The 19,352-nt window shown below is 73.8% G+C and carries 12 protein-coding genes and 1 pseudogene; 1 reads left to right on the top strand and 12 read right to left on the bottom strand.

All coding sequences use genetic code 11. From position 1 onward, the window contains the following. Positions 1 to 335: lasso peptide biosynthesis B2 protein (locus tag BN2279_RS27600; RefSeq protein ID WP_107115527.1), on the top strand; the 335-nt coding region annotated here is incomplete at its 5' end. Here BN2279_RS27600 and BN2279_RS10145 read toward each other — a convergent pair. The 12 genes and pseudogenes from BN2279_RS10145 to BN2279_RS10090 form a co-directional block, all read right to left on the bottom strand. Beyond that, a complete protein-coding gene (locus BN2279_RS10145) occupies positions 304 to 1,560 on the bottom strand; it encodes a phosphatidylserine decarboxylase family protein (RefSeq protein WP_059008376.1) in 1,257 nt (418 codons plus the stop codon). The genes BN2279_RS27600 and BN2279_RS10145 overlap by 32 nt on opposite strands. A 188-nt stretch (positions 1,561 to 1,748) precedes the next feature. Continuing rightward, positions 1,749 to 2,804, bottom strand: coding sequence for an agmatine deiminase family protein (locus BN2279_RS10140; protein ID WP_059008375.1), 1,056 nt, complete (start codon positions 2,802 to 2,804; stop codon positions 1,749 to 1,751). 40 nt (positions 2,805 to 2,844) lie between these two features. Continuing rightward, positions 2,845 to 4,152 (bottom strand): flavin monoamine oxidase family protein, encoded by a 1,308-nt coding sequence (locus tag BN2279_RS10135; RefSeq protein WP_059008374.1) that lies wholly within the window; start codon positions 4,150 to 4,152, stop codon positions 2,845 to 2,847. Positions 4,153 to 4,249: 97 nt separating this feature from the next. After that, positions 4,250 to 5,482 carry an MFS transporter gene (locus BN2279_RS10130; protein ID WP_059008373.1) on the bottom strand — a complete coding sequence of 411 codons (1,233 nt, stop codon included), beginning with the start codon at positions 5,480 to 5,482 and terminating at the stop codon, positions 4,250 to 4,252. A gap of 28 nt (positions 5,483 to 5,510) precedes the next feature. Then, positions 5,511 to 7,061, bottom strand: coding sequence for an FAD-dependent monooxygenase (locus tag BN2279_RS10125; RefSeq protein ID WP_059008372.1), 1,551 nt, complete (start codon positions 7,059 to 7,061; stop codon positions 5,511 to 5,513). Positions 7,062 to 7,219: 158 nt separating this feature from the next. Next, positions 7,220 to 8,191: an alpha/beta hydrolase gene (locus BN2279_RS10120; protein WP_059008371.1), complete on the bottom strand. Its 972-nt coding sequence runs from the start codon at positions 8,189 to 8,191 to the stop codon at positions 7,220 to 7,222. A gap of 331 nt (positions 8,192 to 8,522) precedes the next feature. Then, the gene (locus BN2279_RS10115; protein WP_059008370.1) at positions 8,523 to 11,420 is read right to left on the bottom strand and encodes a SpoIIE family protein phosphatase; all 2,898 of its coding nucleotides are present in this window, start codon (positions 11,418 to 11,420) and stop codon (positions 8,523 to 8,525) included. A 157-nt stretch (positions 11,421 to 11,577) separates the two neighbouring features. After that, a complete protein-coding gene (locus tag BN2279_RS10110; RefSeq protein WP_059008369.1) occupies positions 11,578 to 11,844 on the bottom strand; it encodes a DUF4235 domain-containing protein in 267 nt (88 codons plus the stop codon). Then, positions 11,841 to 12,092: a DUF3618 domain-containing protein gene (locus BN2279_RS31470; protein ID WP_059008368.1), complete on the bottom strand. Its 252-nt coding sequence runs from the start codon at positions 12,090 to 12,092 to the stop codon at positions 11,841 to 11,843. Before BN2279_RS31470 ends, BN2279_RS10110 begins: the two co-directional genes overlap by 4 nt. Then, positions 12,089 to 12,520, bottom strand: coding sequence for a phage holin family protein (locus tag BN2279_RS10100; protein ID WP_234347721.1), 432 nt, complete (start codon positions 12,518 to 12,520; stop codon positions 12,089 to 12,091). The genes BN2279_RS31470 and BN2279_RS10100 overlap by 4 nt, the downstream gene beginning before the upstream one ends. Positions 12,521 to 12,616: 96 nt before the next feature. Further along, positions 12,617 to 15,020, bottom strand: a pseudogene (locus tag BN2279_RS10095) (SpoIIE family protein phosphatase). Positions 15,021 to 15,039: 19 nt separating this feature from the next. Continuing rightward, positions 15,040 to 19,293, bottom strand: a complete 4,254-nt coding sequence (locus tag BN2279_RS10090; protein WP_059008367.1) for a HAMP domain-containing protein — start codon at positions 19,291 to 19,293, stop codon at positions 15,040 to 15,042. Between the last annotated feature and the right edge of the window lie 59 nt (positions 19,294 to 19,352).

The following is a 19,352-nucleotide window of genomic DNA, read 5'->3' as shown; positions in this document are numbered from 1 at the left end:
CCGGGCAGGGCTGCCTGCAACGTGCCCTGACCGCCGCGCTGTTGCGCCGCATGGGCGGCTCCTGGCCCACCTGGTGCACCGGGGTGCGCGTCGCGCCGTTCCGGGCCCACGTCTGGGGCGAGGTGGACGGCGTGCCCGTCGGGGAACCCGCGCCACCCGGCTACCGCACCCCGACCCTCACCGTTCCCCGGCGCCCGGACGCGGCCGGTGAGCGGCGCGATCACCCGGGGCCGGGCTCCGGGCGGCGGCGTACCGGCGTCCCGCCACCGGAGTGGCGGGACCGCTCCGCTCACCGGCGGACCGTCACTTCCTCACCGTCGCGAGCTTGGCGTTGAGCAGCACGTTCTTCTCGCCGGGGAACTTCTGGGGCTCGAAGGTGAGATCGACTCCCTTGCGGAACATGAGGCAGTGGGTGGAGCCGCCGTGGTGGAACATCCCCAACTGGTCGCCCTTCGCGACTCTCTGGCCCTCGTAGACCGTGACGTCGCACGAGGAGACATCGGCCATGCCGACCGGGAGGGCACACATGGTGCCGATGGCCGGGTTGTCCGCCTCGATGAAGATCATCGCGCGGGTGGCCACCTGGGTGAGGTAGGGCTGGGACTTGTCCGGTGCCGCCGCGTCCTTTCCCGCGAGGTGACTCGTGGAGAAGTACGTGCCGTCCACCACCCGGGTGCCGACGATGGTTCCGTCGACCGGGCTGTGCCAGCGGTGATAGGCGTACGCGTCGAGGAACGCCTGGTAGATCGTGCCGCCCACGAATTCCTCGGCCAGCGGGTGGTGGTCGAGCATGTGCGCGACGGAGTACGGCTGCCCCTTGAGCCAGAAAAGCGCCTCGCGCTCGACGTTCGTGCTCAGCCGGAACGGCGTCGACTCGCAGGCGTTGACGATGACATCCGCGCCCTCGGCGGGGGGCCGTTTCCCGGCCCGGAAGGGTCTGGTGAAGAAGTCGTCCCACGAGGCGAAGCCCCAGTAGGGCTTGCTCGGGTCGCAGTCGAACAGGTCCTCGAAGTCGGCTCCATTGCGCTTCTTCATCTCCGCCAGGGCGCGCTCCGAGAACCACCCGGTTCCTCTGTCGGCGGTCAGCACATCCCTCGAATCGGGTGATCGGAGGAATGTGGACCAGGTGTTCAGCATCTTCTTGAAATGAGCGTTCACCTGCCTGTTCAGGAATACGGAGAGGCCGGCGTGCGTGCCCATCGGCCAGTTCAGTGCCGCGTTGAACGGGAAACCCACGACCCCGCTGTCATTCCACTGGGGGGCTCGCGTCATGAAGCGGTTGAAAAGCTGCAACAGGACGTCGACATCCTTCACCTGGGGATACTTGGTCGGTGTCTTGGTCTCGCGGTTCTGCCAGAGCATGGCCCTGAACAGCATGTAGACCTCGGGAGTGGTGTCGATGAACTGCTTGAGTTCCCGGATCACCGGGTGCAGCGGTTTCGGGCGTCTCCACCCTTCCGTCTCCTGTTCCATCTCGGTGAGGACGCCGGTCAGCCACTCACCGATGGTCTCCTGGTCCGGGAGCCAGCCACCGATGCTGAAAGGAACGTCGGTTTCCATGGTCGATCTCCTTGGTGATCCGTCCGGGGCCGGTAGGAATCCGGGTAGCGTCAGCCTCGCACGGTGACGTTGACCGCTCCACCCGAGTTCGGCCCGTTGTCCGGGCGCGGGACGTTTCCGCTCCCGGTGCCGTCAAAGGCGAATTCCGGTTTTCCCTCACCGTCCCGGGGACGCGCGGCGAATTCCGTTCAGGTGTGCGGGGGTGCCGGCGGGATGGCGGGCTGCTGCTGCGTGACGCAGTGCGCGCCGCCGCCCCGGGCGAACAGGGGGCGCGCGTCGACCGGGACGATCCGCCGCCCCGGATAGGCGTGGGCCAGGATGTCCATCGCCGTCTTGTCGGCCGGATCGCCGAACGCGCAGGCGATGACGGCGCCGTTGCAGACCACATGGTTGACATAGCTGTAGTCGACCCAGTCCCCGTCCTCGTCCTTGACGACCTCCGGCGCGGGCAGCCCGCGCACCGTGAGCCGCCGGCCCCTGGCGTCGGTCGCCGCGGCCAGTGTTTCGGCGGCGTGCCGTGACACCTCGTGGTCGGGATGGTCCTCGTGGCGCTGGTCGTGCACGAGGACCCGGCCAGGACCGGGGAACGTGGCCAGGATGTCGATGTGCCCGCGCGTGCCGAACCGCCCGTAGTCGCGGGTCAGTCCACGCGGCAGCCAGATCACCTTCTCCGCCCCGACCGTCCGCGCCAGTTCGTCCTCCACCCGTTCCCGCGTCCAGCCCGGGTTGCGGCCGGGGTCCAGCATCACGGTCTCGGTGACCAGGAACGTGCCCTCGCCGTCGGTGTGCAGCCCGCCGCCCTCGGCGACCATCCGGGTGGGCACGATCATCGCCTCGGCGAGTCCGGCGACGGCGCGGCCGACCAGGGCGTCGGCGTCCCAGGTCGCCCACTCCTGGGCGCCCCAGCCGTTGAACACCCAGTCCACCGCGGCCAGGCGCGGCTCCGGCCCGTCGCTCACCACGAACGTCGGCCCGGTGTCGCGCAGCCAGGCGTCGTCGAGTTCGGTGACGAGAATCTCGACGCCGGGGGAGAGCAGCGCCGCGGCGTGCGGGCGTTCCCGTTCGGTGACGAGCATCGAGACCGGCTGGAAGCCGACGATGGCGTTGGCGACGGCGGCCCAGGCCCGGCGGGCGGTCTCCGCCTCGAAGGGGTCGTCGCCGAGGGTGTATCCGCCCGGCGGCCAGGCCATCCAGGTCCGTGCCTGCTCGGCGGTCTCGTGGGGCATGCGCCAGATCCCGGGCATCCCGTATTCCTTCCGGAGAGCGATCGAAAGGGCGGAAGCGTCAGGAGCCGACGGCCGCCGCCCCGGCGGCGCGCCGGGATCCGGCCATCACGGCGCGGGCGGCGCGGCGCCCGCTGAGCAGGGCGCCGTGCACGGTCTGGTGGCAGGTGGAGTGTGTGGCCTCGCCCGCGAAGTGGATCCGCCCGGCGATCGGGGCCGCGAGGGTGTCCCGGTCCTCGGGCGACGCCCCGGGCGGCGTGATGGAGTACGAGCCCAGGGCGTAGGGGTCCTGCGTCCAGCGGCTGTTCTGGAGCGCCACCGGTGTCTCGGCGGCGTCGCCGAACCACCGGCGCAGCACGGCCGTCGCCCGGCCGGCGATGTCGCGGTCGCTCAGCGCCTCGATGGCGCGGCCGGCGGGGCCCCCGTTCAGGCTCAGCAGCACCGGGGCGCCGTCGTGGACGCGGGCGAAGCTGTACCACTCGGACCAGGCGTCGTCCTCGGTGCCGAGGTAGGCGTGGGTCAGGACGGCGTCGTCCCAGAAGACGCGCGGGAAGCGGAGCCAGGTCTTGGAGAGCGTGCCCATCGCCAGGCGGTCGAGGGCCTCCCGCTTCGCGGGCGGCAGGTCCGGCGAGAAGCTGAGCCCGCCGCCGCGCAGAACGCCGAGCGGCACGGTCACGATCACGTCGGAACAGGGCAGTTCGGTGCCCCGCGCGGTGTGGACGGTGACGCCGGTGCCGTCGTGGGAGATGTGGGTGACGTCCTGGCCGAACCGGATGTCGAGCCCCGCGGACAGCGGCCGGAAGAGCTGGTCGTAGCCGCCGGGAACGATCTCCTGCTCGCCGGCGAACACGGCGTCGCTGTACCAGCGGTGGGACAGTTCGCGGGGGCCCGCGCCGAACTCGTTCTCGAAGTGCTGCCACAGGAAGTAGCGCACGCCCCGCCGGTGGGTGTCGGTCCACCGGGCGGCGGCCGGCAGGGACCCGTCGCGGTCGAAGCGGTCGATGATCTCCTCGGCGTGGGCGCGCATCCGGGCCTGTTCGTCCCCGGGCACCGGTGTCCCCGACGGGTCGTGGACGAGCAGCGAGTCCAGGTCCGTGACCGCGGTCGGGACCTGGAAGCGGTCGCGCAGCTCGGTGAGGGGATTGCCGCGGACGCCGTGAATCCACGAGGCGCCCAGGTCCACGGGGACACCCTCCCAGGTCCTGTCGGTGTGGACCCGGCCGCCGACGCGGTCCCGGGCCTCCAGCACCACCACGTCCCGGCCGGCGTCCGCCAGCAGCCGCGCGGCGCCGAGCCCGGCCGCGCCCGCGCCGACGACGACCGTGCGCCGCGTGCCGTCCGTGCCGTCGATGCCGTCCGTGCCGTTCATGTCGGTCCCTCGCTCCGGGTGTACGGCGCCGCGTTTCCCGCCGCGCCATGTCTTCCGATCAGTCTGGGTCATATCCGGACATACGGCACGGCCGGGCTCAGCGGCGGTCCGGCTCCCCGGCGGGAGTCATGCCGCGCGGCAGGAAGGACACCAGGACCGCGCCCAGGACGGCGGGGATCATGAAGGCGTAGAACCCGGCCTTGGCGGAGTCGGACAGATCGGTGGCGAAGGCCACGTAGGTCGGGCCGATGATCGCGCCCGCCCGGCCGACGGCCAGGCAGAACCCCAGGGCGGTGCCGCGCAGCCGGGCCGGGAAGTAAGCGCTCATGCAGGCGATCACCATGTTCTGACCGCCGAGCGAGCCGAGTCCCGCCACGGCCGACATCACCAGCAGCAGCCACCGCTCCTGCGGCGTGCTCAGCAGGAACAGCGCGCACGCCGCCAGCAGGAAGCACCCCAGGGTGACGGCCTTGAGGTGACCTCGGTCGGCCAGCAGCGCCAGCCCCATGACGCCGACGCTCGCCCCGATGGTGAAGGCGATCGAGAACTCCAGCGACGACTTCAGGTCGTATCCGGACCGGAGCATCACCGTGGGCAGCCAGGCGGTGGTCGAGAACAGCAGGGCCAGGCTCATGAACGCCGTCGCGCAGAACAGGACGGTGACGCGCCGGCCGGCCGGCGCGAACAGCGCGCCCACCGGAACCCGGTCCTGGCCGCTTCCCGCCGTCCGCCCCCGGGCCGGGACGGTCCGCCAGATAAGTGGGACGGCCAGCAGCGGCAGGGCGCCGATCAGGAACAGCCGCTGGAACGGCGTCTCCGGCAGCAGCAGCCGGCCGAGGAGGGCGCAGCCCGTGCCGCCGACGCCGATGGCGCCCATCGCCACGGCCAGGTGCAGCGCGCGGCGCCCCTTCGGGGCCGCCCCGGCGACGAACGCGCCGACCACGGGGGCCAGCGCGCCGATGCCGATGCCGGTGCCGAAGCGGGCGGCCCCGAACAGGCCGAGGCCGGGCGCGAGACCCGCCACCAGCATGCACACCGAGACCCACGCGACCGAGGCCGCCATCGGCAGGCGGTAGCCCCAGCGGTCGGAGGCCCAGCCCGCGAGGAGGGAACCCAGCGGCATGCCCGCCGCGGTGACGCTGCCGAGGGTGCCGAGCGTGCCGGGGGAGACGTCCCACTCCGCGTGGTGGAGCAGCGAGGGGCCCACGGTGCCGAGGACGAAGAGGTCGTACCCGTCGATGAAGAAGACGAGAAACGCCAGGGGCAGAGCCCCTCGCCGCGTCGCGGGGATGGTCGGGGAGGAGTGGGTCACGGTCTGTTCCTCGGTCATGGTCGTTCGTCCTGCCGGCCGGGAGCCGTCAGGGTGCGGTGGGGTGGCCGGTGACGCGGCGCAGGACGGCGTGGGCGGCGCGCCCGTCGGCGCCGTACCAGGCGACGTGCTGGTCGGGACGGACCAGCGCCAGCGGTCCGGCCGGGGCGGGGAGGCGGTGGTCGGCGGTGGTCAGCGGGACGCCCAGCTCGCGGGCGGCGGCCGTGAAGTCCCGCACGCCGGGCACGGACAGGTCGCCCAGGAGGGTGAAGCCGCGGCCGAGGCGGGAGTACAGGGAGTCGCCGGGCCGCAGCCAGCGGTGCGGCAGTCGCCGCCCCGGGCCACCGGCGACGACGGGCGAACCCTCGTAGGCGTAGTCGAGAACCAGGTCGAGGCTGTGGAACTCGCCGTCCTTCGTCCGGTGGACCGCCTCCGCGACCGCCGGCCGGGCCGCCGCGAACTCCTCGTCGGTGCCGGTGAGCCGGGGATCGGACAGCTCGGGGGCGAGGGTCGCCATGTTCCGCGCGGCCTCCTCGATGGTCCGGGCCGCTATGGGGCGGCGCTCGGCCTCGTAGCTCGCCAGCAGCGCGGGCGGCGCCCACCCGTTCAGCACCGCGGCGAGCTTCCAGCCGAGGTTGACCGCGTCGCCGATGCCGGTGTTGAAGCCGTGCCCGCCCCAGGGCGGGTTCTGGTGGGCGGCGTCCCCGGCGAGGAAGATCCGCCCCTCGCCGTACCGGTCGGCCAGCAGCATCCGCGCCTGCCACGGGTCGGTGGCCAGGATCTCCGGCTCGACGTCCGCGCCCACCAGCTCGCGCACCAGCCGGGCCGGGTCCGCCTCACCGGCCGCCCGGTCCACGCCCTGGGCGATGCACCACCAGGTGGCGTCCAGGTCCAGCCGCCCGAGCACCCCGGGCCGGGACGGGTCGAGCACCCAGTAGTGGACGGCGGGACCGTGCGGCACCCGCTCGGCCAGCCCCGGCGCGCGGAAGACGACGTTGACGTTGGGGCGCGCGTCGTCGGCCCCCTCGTACCGCGCGCCGATCGCCGCGCGGGTCACGCCGCGCCCGCCGTCGCACCCGACCGCGTACGCCGCGCGGATCTCGCGGGCCGCGCCGTCGGGGCCGGCGAGGGAGGCGGTGACGCCGTCCTGGTCCTGGCGCAGCGCCGCGACCCGCCAGCCGGTGAGCAGCGCCGCGTGCGGCGAGGCGCCGACCGCCTCGCGCAGGACCTCCTCGACCAGTGGCTGGGGCGCCTGCTGTCCCGGCTCGGCGGCGCGGGCGGGGCCGCCGAGGGCCAGGCCGAAACAGCCGGTGACGCGGGTGATCTCGCGCCCGAGGAGCCGGGTGGCGAACACGGCCTCGTCCGACCACGCGACGGGCAGCGGCGCGCGGTCGCGGATCACGGTGGCGAGGCCCCAGCGGGCGAAGAGTTCCATGGTGCGCGCGGAGACGGTCTTGGCCCGGGGCCGCAGCCACGACACGGTGGCGCGCGGCTCGACGACCAGCGAGCCGACGCCGTGGTGGGCCAGCTCCAGCGCGGTGGCGAGCCCCACCGGCCCGCCGCCGGCGATCAGGACGGGTAGGGAGTCGTCGGGGTTCATGACGGGCCTTTCCGGGGCGACCAATTCAGCATGATGATTATGCTGATACGCCCCCGGTGAGGGAAGTGGGGTGGCCGGTCTTTTCCCATGCGCGTAGAATGGCGTGCGCATGACAAGCGAGGAGTCGGCGCGGGGCGGCCCCTCACGGAGCCGGGGAGTCAGACGGTGTCCGGCCGGGCCGCGCCGCGGTCGGCGTCCAGCACCCCGGCAATGAAGCCGGCGATCTCGTCGAGTGCGGCGCGGCTCTCCGGCAGGGCGTGGGCGAGCACCGGGAAGGCGTGCACCTGCCCCTGCCAGACCTGCACGGTGTGCTCGACACCCGCCGCGGCCAGCCGTTCACCCATCAGCTCCGCGTCGTGACGCAGGACTTCGTCCTCGGCGCACTGGATCAGCACCGGGGGGAAACCGGACAGGTCGGCGTTGACGGGCGACCGGAGCGGATCGACCGGGCCGTCCGTCGTCCCGGTGCACAGGCGGCCCACCCGGGCCAGCCGCCTGGCCGGTATGAACACGTCCCGGCGGGCGTTGGGGTGCGCCTGCTTGGCCTCGCTCTCGAAGTCCAGCCAGGGGGACAGGCCGACGACGCCGGCGGGCGACCCGAGCCCGGCGCGCCGGGTCTCCAGCGCCAGCGCGAACGCCAGGTGGCCCCCGGCCGAGTCGCCCAGGACCACGATCGCCCCCGGATCGGTCCCGCGCGCCACCAGCGTGCGGAACGCGTCGGTCGCGTCGGCGAGCGACGCGTCGAGGGCGCCCTTCGGGAGCTGCCGGTAGTCGACGGAGAGCACCGGCAGCCCGGTGCGCAGGGCCAGCCGTTCGACGATGCGGCGGTGCGTGGCCAGGCCGCAGAAGACGAACGCCCCGCCGTGCAGATACAGCAGGGCGGCGCGCGTGACGTCCAGACGCCCGCGCGGCGCGACCAGTTCGCCCCGCCACGTCCCGCCGTCCACCCGCCGGAACTCGGTGGCGCGCAGCCTCGGCACGGGCCGCATCACGAGGTTCACCACGGGCATCAGGCGGGACAGCGGGCCGCGCAGCGGCCACCAGGCCAGCGTGGTCCTGACGAAGATCCGGCAGGCGGCGCGGATCACCGCGGCACGGGCGCCTCGGCCCCCCGGACGGTACTCGGCCATGTGACCCTCCCCTACCGCGCGCGCCACCATTGGCCGCCGGCCACCCGCGCGACATGGCACGGGCGTTCGAGGGCTGAGTCTGGCACCGGTCACCGGCGCGGGCAATGGTGTTCTCGCTCACGCGAACGCCGGCCCCGCGTCGGGACACGGCATGGTCTGCGGCGTCCGGGCTTCGGGTGGCGCCACGCATGACCGGCTCACGCCACGGAACGCACCGAACCGCCACACAGCTCCTCGCGGTCGCCGCCCGGCTCGTCGGGTCGCCGCACGGCCCGGACGTGGGGGAGGTCTCCCACCCGGCCCCCGGGACCGGCGGTTTGCCGTCGTCCTCTCAGTGACGGTCGGTCGCGGTCAGGGGGAGGGGCTGTTCCGTCCAGATCGATTTGCCGGTGTGCGTGTAGCGGGCGCCCCAGCGGCGGGTCATCGCGGCGACCAGTTGCAGACCGCGTCCGCTCTCGTCCAGGACCGAGGTGTGCCGGATGCGGGGAGTCGCCTCGCTGCCGTCGGACACCTCGCAGGTCAGGACCGTGCTGCGGAGCAGCCGCAGCCGGATCGGGCCCGCCGCGTGCCGGATGACGTTGCCGACCAGTTCGCTGGCGACCAGCTCCGTCGTCATCTCCAGCTCCCCCAGACCCCAGGCCGCCAACTGGGCCCGTACATGCTCCCGGGCCTGCCCGGCGGCGGCCGGGTCCTCGGGCAGGTCCCAGGCGGCGATGTCCTCCTCCGGCAGCCGGTGGGTGCGCAGCGCCAGCACGGCGGCGTCGTCCTGCGGGTGCGGGCTCATCGAGGGCAGGGCCGCGGTCAGGCGGTCGCACAGGTCCTCCAGCCAGGCGGCCTCCTCGCGGCGGGACGCCGCGGGCGGCGGGGCCGGGGAGGCCGCCGCGTCGGCCAGGAGCGCGCCCAGCCGGGACATCCCCGACCCGAGGTCGGACTCGGCGGTGCCGATCAGACCGTCGGTGTACAGCACCAGCAGGCTGCCCTCGGCGAGGGTCACGTCCCTGGTCTCGAACGCGAGCTGGGCCGTCCCCAGCGGCGGACCGCTGGGCATGTCCACGAACCGGGCCTGCCCGTCCGGCGCGACGATCGCGGGCGGCGGATGGCCCGCGCTGGCCAGGGTGCAGGTGCCGGTGGTCGGGTCGTAGATCGCGTACAGACACGTCGCGTACACGTCGCCGCCGAGGCCGACGACGATGTCGTTCAGGTGCGCCAGCAGCTCGTCCGGCGGGAACTCCAGCGCGGTCAGCGTCGCCACGGCGGTCCGCAGCCGGCCCATCGTCATGGCCTCGTGCAGGCCGTGGCCCATCACGTCACCGATCACCACGGCGACCCGGTCGGCCGACAGCGGGATGGTGTCGTACCAGTCGCCGCCCACGTCCACCTGCCCGCCGGCCGGCCGGTAACGGGCCGCGGCGGTCAGCGCCGGGAGCGTCGGCAGCACGTGCGGCAGCAGGGCGCGCTGGAGCTGCTGGGCGCGGCCGTGCTCCCGGTCGTACAGCCGGGCCCGTTCCAGCGCCTGCGCGACGAGGCCGCTCAGCGTGGTCAGCAGGCTGCTCTCGTCGTCGGAGAAGCGCCGCGGCCGGTCGTAGGAGATCACGCAGCTCCCGACGGTCCGCCCGGACGCGGTCAGCGGCAGCACCGCCCAGGCGTTCTTGCCGCCCGCCGTGACGACCTCCTCGAACCGGGGGAAGGCACCGAGGAACTCCTCGCGGGAGCTGAAGAACAACGGCGACCGGCCGGCTATCAGCCGCAGCCGCTCCTGCTGGCTCAGGCGCCCCAGCAGCTCCGTGTAGCCCGGCGGGTAGCCCACCGCGCCCACCAGGTGCAGCCGCCCGTCGAACAGCGTGTGCATCAGCACGCCGCTCGCGCCGAACGGCCGCAGCACGTGGTCGGCCACCGCCTGCGCCACGTCCCGCGCGGTCAGCGCCTGCGCCAGGGCGCCGGTCAGCGCGTCGATCCGCCGGGCCCGCTCGGTCGCCGACTGCACGGCCCGCCGCTCCGCCGTCACGTCCGCGATGATGACGGCCAGATGCGGCGCCACCGGCACCAGCCGGAACCGGTACCAGACGTCGTCCCGCGCCAGGTGCGCGTCGAACATCACCGGCACGTCGCCCGCCATGGCCCGCTCGAACCGCTCCTTCAGGCCCACCTCCTCCAGCCCCGGCAGCGCCTCCCACGGCACCCGCCCCACCAGCGGGACCGACTCGCCCGACGAGAGCCGTTCCGCCCGCTGATTGGCGTACAGCACGCGCCAGTCGGTGCCGTCCACCACGAAGAAGGCGTCGGGCATGTGGTTCAGCACCCGGCTCACCGACCGGTCCTTGGCCCGCTCGGCGGTGGTGTCCCAGGCCGTGCCGGAGACCTCGAGCGGTGTCCCGTCCGGCGCGTACGTCGTCTGGCCGCGCACCTCGACCCAGCCGACCCGCCCGTCCTCGGCGATCATGCGGTACTCCGCCGCGAACGGGTCGCCCGACTCGATCGCCTGCTCGGCCGCCTCCAGCACACCGGGCAGGTCGTCCGGGTGGATGCGGTCCAGCCAGCTCCGCATCCGGTCGTCCCACCGGGACGCCAGGCGCGTGGTGCGCAGCAGGTCCCGGGCGGCGTCGTCCATCCGCAGCTTCCCCGTGCGCAGGTCCCAGCGCCACGTCCCGACCCGCACCGCGTGCACGGCCCCCCGCAGCCGCGACCCGGAGGGCTCCTGCCACCAGGGCGGCGGCACCCGCACCTTCTTGGGCCGGATCTCGCGGAGCCGCTCGCCCGCCGCGTCCGCCAGCTCGCCCGCGAAACGCCGTATCTCCTCGCCGGGCACGGCCATCGTCAGCACCGACAGCACCCCGGCGGTTCCGTCCGCGCCCGGCAGCGGCACGGCCAGCACCCCGGTCACCCCGGCCGGGACCCGGGTCCCGCCGGGCAGCGCGGGCGTGTCGCACGGCAGCCACATGGCGCGCCCCTCACGCACGGCCCGGGCGGGCGCGGTCGCCGCGTCCGGGTCGAGCCGCTCCCACTGCTGGGCGATCCGCCGCGGCAGGCCACCGACCGCCGCCAGCCGCAGCGCGCCGTCCTCCGGATCGCGCAGATGCGCCAGCCCGCCGAGCCCGCCCACGGCCGCGACCGCCTGGTGCAGCGCCAGCCGCAGCAGCTCGGCCTCTTCCGGGACATCGTCCACCTCGGTGAACAGCCGCAGCCGCTCGCCGTCCGCCCCGCCGGGCGCGTCACCCCCGGTGGCTTCCATCACCAGTCATCCGTGCACCTGTCGCCTGTGGCTTCCGGTCCGGGCCCGCGCACGCGGGGCCTCCTGGTCAGGTTAGCCACCCGGGCCGCACCGCGCGGGCGGGCATGGACCGGGGGGGGGGCGGACCGTCCCGCCCCCCCGCCGCTCGCGGGCGCGCTCAGCCCGGCCAGACCCCGGTCAGCCGGTGCGTGGCCGTGGCACCGCCCCGGTCCACCGCGGCCTTCACCACGGCGAAGATCGCGCCCTGCAACGCCGCAGCCAGCAGGATCTCCCGCCAGGCCCGGTCCACGTCGGTCGCGTCGGGGGCGTCCTCGTCGTTCCCGATCACCTTCCACGCCTGCTTGAACGCCGCCCCGGCCAGCGCGCCGCTGAGCGCGCCGAGAGCCAGACCGACGGGCTTGTACGCGATCTTCGACGCCTTCATCGGCTCCTCCAGGCCCGTACCGCGGTCACCGACGCCACGACCGCGGCCGCCGTCACCGCCGTCCCGGCCACCACCGGCACCGGGTTGCCGCGCACGGCCTGCCGCGCCCGGTCCGCGCTCTCCCGGACCCGCGCCTTCACATCCGTCCTGGCCGCCAGCCGGGCCACCGTCTCGCCCAGCTCCTCCCGGGTGCCCTCCACCCGCTCGCGCAGCTCGCGCGTCGTCGCCGTCTCGGTCCCGCCGGTCATCGGTGCGCCCTCTCCTTGATCTCGGCGACGTCCGCCTTCACGCTGTCGATCGCCTGTTCGGGCACCGGGGGCGTGGCCTGGCCGACCTTCTTACGGCCCAGCGCCGCCAGCGTCCCGGCCAGCACCAGCAGCGCCCCCGTCACGATCAGCGCCGCCGCCCACACCGGCATCGCCAGTGCCAGGGCCGCGATCCCGGTGGCGACCAGCGCCTGGAAGGCCACGACCGCAACGATCGCGGCGGCGCCGAACATGCCGCCGCCGATCCCGAACCGCTTGCCCTTGTCCGTCATCTCCGCCTGGGCCAGCCGCAGCTCGTCACGGACCAGCCGCGACACCTGCTCCGAGGCCCGGGACACCAGGGCGCCCACGGAGTCCTCCGGGTCCGCCTGGACGCTCGCCCTGGGCCGGTGGTCGGTGCTCGTCACCACGTCTCACCTCACCTTTCCTCGCTCGCCCCGCCCGATTACCCCGGCCCGCCGCGCTCATGCCACCCCGGGCGGAACGGTCCGGCCCGGCGGGCGCGGTCAGCGCAGGTGGATGCCGACCAGGCAGGTGTCGTCGTCGGTGTCGGCGTTGCTGTGGGTGAGCACGTGGTCGAGCCGGCGCTCCAGGTCGTCGCCGGCGTCCTGCGCCGTGGTGAGCAGCCGGCCCAGGGACTGCTGCACGGAACGGGCCCGCCGCTCGATCAGCCCGTCCGTGAACATCAGCAGCGTGTCGCCCGGCTCCAACTGCACCTGCCCCTCCTCGTAGCCGGTCTCCGCCAGCGCGCCCAGCAGCAGCCCGTCCAGCATCGGCAGGGTCGTGGTCTCCCGGTCGCGGATCAGGACCGGCGGCAGGTGCCCGGCCCTGGCCCCCCGCAGCCGCCGCGTCCGCGGGTCGTACAGCGCGCAGACGACCGTGGCGGTCACATGGTCGGTCAGGTGGTGGGCGACGAGGTTCAGCCACGACAGGAGCTGCGCCGGGCCCGCGCCCGTGGTGGCCAGGCCGCGCAGCGCGTTGCGCAGCACGACCATGTCGGTGGCCGCCCCGATGCCGTGGCCCGCGACGTCGCCCACGCACAGCAGGATCTCCCGCGACGGCAGCACCACCGCGTCGTACCAGTCCCCGCCGACCAGATGGTCGATCTCCGCCGGCCGGTACCGCACCGCGACCCGCAGCCCGGGGGCGTCGATCGGGCCCCGGGACGGCGGCATGATCGCGTGCTGCAACTGGAGCGCGAGGCGGCTGTGCTCCGCCGACTCCTGCTCGCTGTGCGCGAGCCGGTCCCGGGTCGCGGCCAGCGCCACCTCGGTCCAGTGCTGGGCGGAGATGTCCTGGTAGGCGCCGCGCACCAGATGGACCTGCCCCCGCGCGTCCAGCACCGGCTCGGCCACCACCCGGATGTGCCGCACGACGCCGTCCGGGCGCCGGAGACGGAACGCGGTGGACGCGGGCCGCCGGTGGTGCAGCAAGGTCCGCAGGAAACGGCCGATGGCGACGTCGTCGTCCGGGTGCGCCTGCGCCGGGAGCTGCTCCAGCGGAATCGGCCCGGCGGCCGGCGCCAGCCCGTAGAGCGAGAAGAGCTGGTTGTTCCAGGTGATCTCGCCGGTCGCGACGTTCTCCTCGAAGCCGCCGATACGGCCCAGGCGCTGCGCGTGCTGGAGCAGGGTCGCGAGCCGCGCGGTCTCGTCCAGCACCCGCCACACCAGCAGCACGCCCCGGCCGTGCCGGCTCAGGCCCACGTCGGCGGTCGCGGTCAGCGGCACCTGGCCGACCAGGGCGGTCAGGGCCATCCGCTCGGCGCGGAACGGCTCACCCGTGGTCCACACGTGCTCGATCCGCGAGAACAGGCCGCTCTCGCCCGCCGTCATCGGGTACGCCTCCAGCAGCAGCGCGCCCGCCAGCGTGGCGCGCGACCGGCCCGCCGGGTCGAGGAAGCGGCTGTTGACGTGGTGGATGCGGAAGTCGGTCAGCGTGCCGCCGTCCAGGTGCGGCAGCAGCACCAGCGCCGGGTCGTGCAGGCCGTCGGCCAGGTCCACCAGCTCCGAGACGGCCCGGTCGGCGACGGACTCCTCCGCGGCGCCGGGCGCGGCGTCGGCGCCGTTCTCCAGGGCGTGCGCGCACAGCTCGGCCAGGGCCTCCACCTGCCGCCGGATCACCGGCGGCTGCGGCTCCAGCGCGCCGGGCCAGCGGATCCCGTCTCTCTTACACAACTCCCGCTGCCGCCGCAGCGGATTGGGAGAGGTATGCCGTCGATCGGCCCCCGGGGAACTCCCGGTGGCCGATCGACGGCAGCCCCGACTCCGCCAGGGAACGGAGCCACACGCTGCCGCGCTCGGCGAGCGCGCGGCCGGCCACCGTCGCCACCCCCGGCGGGATGTGGCGCCACCGGGTGGCCTCCTCCGGCAGGAACCCGGCGTGCCCGGCCAGGGTGAGCGTCAGGTCCGGGCCCGCCGCCCAGATCGCCACCGCGTTCGCGCCCAGCGGCGCCAGGGCGTGCGCCAGGATCGACGCGGCGACCCGCTGCGCGTCGTCGCCCGCGGCCAGCATCCCGCTCTCCGCCGCGCGCAGCCGCACCGCGGCGGCCGGGCCGCCGGTGTCGCGGGCCGCCGCGGTGAGCCGGTCGGGCGCGGACCGGTTGACGACGTCGGCGGCCAGCTCCAGCAGCGACACGCCCGCCCGGCGGGCGAGGCCGGTGAGCTGCCGGTCGGCCTCGGCCGGGCCGCAGCCCAGCCGTTCCACCAGCACGCCCTTGGCCAGCTCGATCAGCGCGCGGTCGTCCGCCGCGGCCCGCTCCTCCGCCAGGCGGCGGCGCAGGCGTTCCACCGTGGCCGCGAGCCGCACGGCGTCGGCTCCGGCGGGCCCGGGAACGGGGGAGCGGTCCGGCTCCCGCCGGCCCGGCGGCGGGGAATCGGGGGACCGGGGGCCCGGCTGCTGGGGGATGGACACGAGCCGCTCCTCGCGGGCCTCACGCGTCCAGCCAGCGTCGGACGCAGGCGATGAAGTCGTTGGTGTCGATGGGTTTCGTCACGTGGTCGCTCGCGCCGGAGGCGAGGCTCTTCTCCCGGTCGCCCGGCATCGCCTTCGCGGTGACCGCGATGATCGGCAGGTCCGCGTAGCCGGGCATGGCCCGGATGGCGGTGGTCGCCGCGTAGCCGTCCATCTCCGGCATCATCACATCCATCAGGACGAGGTCCACCTCCGGGTGGCCGCGCAGCGTCTCGATGCCCTTGCGGCCGTTGTCGGCGCGCAGCACCCGCATGCCGTGCAGTTCCAGGATGCCGGTGAGGGCGTACACGTTCCGCGCGTCGTCGTCCACCACCAGCACGGTCCGCCCGGCCAGCGCGCCGTCGGGCCGCCCGGCCGGGGCCTCGCCGGCGTTCTCGGCCCGCACCAGCGGGAGCACGCCGCCCGCGTCGTGGGCGCTGAGGTGCAGGGTGACGCGTTCGCGCAGCTCGTCCAGGCTGGACAGCAGCTCCAGCGGCCGGTCCACGGCGCGGGCGTGGAGCGCCGCCTCCCGCTCGGGGTCCAGCCGCCGCTTGTGGTGGGCCAGCACGGGCACCCCGCGCAGCGCCGGATCGTTCCCCAGGGCCTCCAGGAAGGCCGGTGCCGCGTCGTCCGCGGTGCCGCCGCCCAGCTCCAGCACCACGCAGTGGCAGCTCTGGGCCGCCAGCAGGGACGCCGCCTCCCGGGTGTCCGTGGCGGTGACGACCTCGATGCCGCCGGGCGCGTCGGCCAGGCCCGGGTTCTCGGCGAGGTCGGCGACCGCGTTCTCGGTGACCAGGGAGAGCAGACCGCGCGGGTTCCGCTCGATGACCAGCACCCGCCGCCGCTGCTGCCCGGGCGGCGCGGCGGGCAGCGCCGCGGCGCCCGGATCGCCGGTGGGCGGGCCGGCGAAGTCCGGCCTGGCGACCGGCAGATAGAGCGTGAACGTGCTGCCCTCGCCCGGTGTGCTCGACGCCGTGACGGCCCCGCCCAGCAGGTACGCGATCTCGCGGCTGATGGACAGACCCAGGCCGGTGCCGCCGTACTTGCGGCTCGTGGTGCCGTCGGCCTGCTGGAACGCGCCGAAGATCGTCTCCAGTTGCCGCTCGGGGATGCCGATGCCGGTGTCGCGCACCCGGAACGCGATGGCCGTGCCGTGGTGGCGGACCGAGGACGGCAGCTCCGCCGGGGCGACCGGCTCGATCCGCAGCTCGACGCTGCCGGACTCGGTGAACTTCACCGCGTTGGACAGCAGGTTGCGCAGCACCTGCCGCAGCCGCGAGTCGTCGGTGAGCAGGTCCGTCGGCACGCCGGGCGCGGTGGTCACCCGGAACTCCAGGCCCTTCTCGGTGGTCAGCGGCCGGAAGGTGACCTCGGCGTACTCCACCAGGCGGCGCAGCGGGACGCGTTCGGGGTGGACGTCCATCTTGCCCGCCTCGACCTTCGACAGGTCGAGGATGTCGTTGATGAGCTGGAGCAGGTCCGAGCCGGCGGAGTGGATGATGCCCGCGTACTCGACCTGCTTGGGGCTGAGGTTCCGCGTCGGGTTCTGCGCGAGCAACTGGGCCAGGACCAGCAGGCTGTTGAGCGGGGTGCGCAGCTCGTGGCTCATGTTGGCCAGGAACTCCGACTTGTACTTCGACGCCAGGGAGAGCTGCTGCGCCCGGTCCTCCAGCTCCTGTCTCGCCTGCTCGATCTCCAGGTTCTTCGTCTCGATGTCGCTGTTCTGCGCGGCCAGCAGGGCCGCCTTCTCCTCCAGCTCCGCGTTGGAGAGCTGGAGTTCCTCCTGCCGGACCTGGAGCTCCTCCGAACGCGCCCGGAGTTCGGCGGTCAACCGCTGCGAGCGCTCCAGGAGTTCATCCGTCCGGGCGTTGGCCAGGATGGTGTTGACGTTGACGCCGATGGTCTCCATCAACTGTTCCAGGAAGTCCCGGTGGACCGGCGTGAAGGCATGCGTCGAGGCCAGCTCGATCACCCCCAGCACCTGTTCCTCCGCCACGATGGGCAGCACGATCAGGCTGGCCGGGGCCGCCGAGCCCAGGCCGGAGGAGATGGTGACGTACCCGGCCGGCAGGTCGTCCACGGCGATGACGCGCCGGCTGCGCGCCGCCTGCCCCACCAGGGACTGGCCCGGGCGGAAACGGACGGGCCGGTCCGCCGGGTCGGGGTAGCCGTAGGAGCCGATCAGCCGCAGCTCCGTGCCGCCGGCGTGCTCCTCGGCGAGGTAGAACGCGCCGAACTGCGCGCCGACCAGCGGCGTCAGCTCGTCCATGATGAGGTCCGCCACCACCGACAGGTCGCGGCGGCCCTGCATGAGGCCCGATATGCCCGCCAGGTTGGTCTTCAGCCAGTCCTTCTCCTGGTTGGCGCGGGTCGTCTCGCGCAGGGACCGCACCATCGAGTTGATGTTGTCCTTCAGCTCCGCGACCTCGCCGGACGCGTCCACCGTGATGGACCGCGTCAGATCGCCCTCGGCGACCGCGCTGGTGACCTCGGCGATCGCCCGGACCTGGCGGGTCAGGTTCCCGGCCAGCTCGTTGACGTTCTCGGTGAGGCGCTTCCAGGTGCCGGAGACGCCCTCCACCTCCGCCTGGCCGCCCAGCCGCCCCTCGCTGCCCACCTCGCGGGCGACGCGGGTGACTTCGGCGGCGAACGCCGACAACTGGTCGACCATCGTGTTGATCGTCGTCTTCAGCTCCAGGATCTCGCCCCGCGCGTCCACGTCGATCTTGCGCGTCAGGTCGCCCTGCGCGACGGCCGTCGTCACCTGCGCGATGTTCCGCACCTGGTTGGTGAGGTTGGTGGCCATGGAGTTGACGTTGTCGGTGAGGTCCTTCCACGTGCCGGCCACGTTCGGCACGCGCGCCTGCCCGCCGAGCATGCCCTCGGTGCCGACCTCGCGGGCGACGCGGGTGACCTCGTCGGCGAACGCGGACAACGTGTCGACCATCGTGTTGATCACCCCGGCCAGGGCGGCGACCTCGCCCTTCGCCTCGACGGTGATCTTCTGCGACAGGTCGCCCCGGGCCACCGCGGTCGCGACCTGCGCGATGGACCGCACCTGACCGGTCAGGTTGGACGCCATCACGTTGACGTTGTCGGTGAGGTCCTTCCACGTGCCGGAGACGCCCCGGACGGTGGCCTGCCCGCCCAGGTTGCCCTCGGTGCCGACCTCGCGGGCGACGCGGGTGACCTCGTCGGCGAACGCGGAGAGCTGGTCGACCATCGTGTTGATGGTGTTCTTCAGCTCCAGGATCTCGCCGCGCGCCGTCACCGTGATCTTCTGCGACAGGTCGCCCTGCGCGACGGCGGTGGCCACCTGGGCGATGGACCGGACCTGGTCGGTGAGGTTGCCGGCCATGAAGTTGACGGAGTCGGTGAGGTCGCGCCACACGCCGCCGACGCCCGGCACCTCGGCCTGTCCGCCGAGCATGCCCTCGGTGCCGACCTCCCGGGCCATGCGGGTGACTTCGTCGGCGAACGCGGAGAGCTGGTCGACCATCGTGTTGACGGTGCTCTTGAGTTCGAGGATCTCGCCGCGCGCGTCCACGGTGATCTTCTGCGACAGGTCGCCCTGGGCGACGGCCGTCGTCACCTGCGCGATGTTCCGGACCTGGTCGGTGAGGTTGCCGGCCATGAAGTTGACGGAGTCGGTGAGGTCGCGCCACACGCCGCCGACGCCCGGCACCTGTGCCTGTCCGCCGAGCCGTCCCTCGCTGCCCACTTCCCGGGCGACGCGGGTGACTTCGTCGGCGAACGCGGAGAGCTGGTCGACCATCGTGTTGACGGTCTCCTTCAGCACCAGGATCTCGCCCCGCGCGTCCACGTCGATCTTCTGCGACAGGTCGCCCTGGGCGACCGCGGTGGCCACCTGCGCGATGTCGCGGACCTGCGTGGTGAGATTGCCCGCCATCGCGTTGACGGACTCGGTCAGCGCCTGCCATGTCCCCGAGACGCCGGGCACCTCCGCCTGCCCGCCCAGCCGGCCGTCGGTGCCGACCTCGCGGGCGACCCGCGTCACCTCCGAGGTGAACAGCGAGAGTTGGTCCACCATGCCGTTGAACACCGTGGCGATCTCGCCGAGAAGGCCGCCCGCGTCGTCCGGGAGCCGCGTCCCGAAGTCGCCGTCCCGGACAGCCGTCAGCCCGGCCAGGAGCTGACGCAGCTCCGGCTCACCGACCTTGGCGGCGCCCCGCGCGGTTCTGCTGCGCGAGCCCGCGGCCGTCGCGTCACTCATGTCCAACCTCGATCCGCACCAATTCCGACAGGGTCGAACAGATCAAGCGCAGCGCCGTC

The sequence above is a fragment of the Streptomyces specialis genome, from assembly GCF_001493375.1.
Taxonomy (GTDB): Bacteria; Actinomycetota; Actinomycetes; order Streptomycetales; family Streptomycetaceae; genus Streptomyces; species Streptomyces specialis.
Note: the sequence above shows the minus strand (reverse complement) of the source record. Positions and strands in the feature narration are given on the sequence as shown.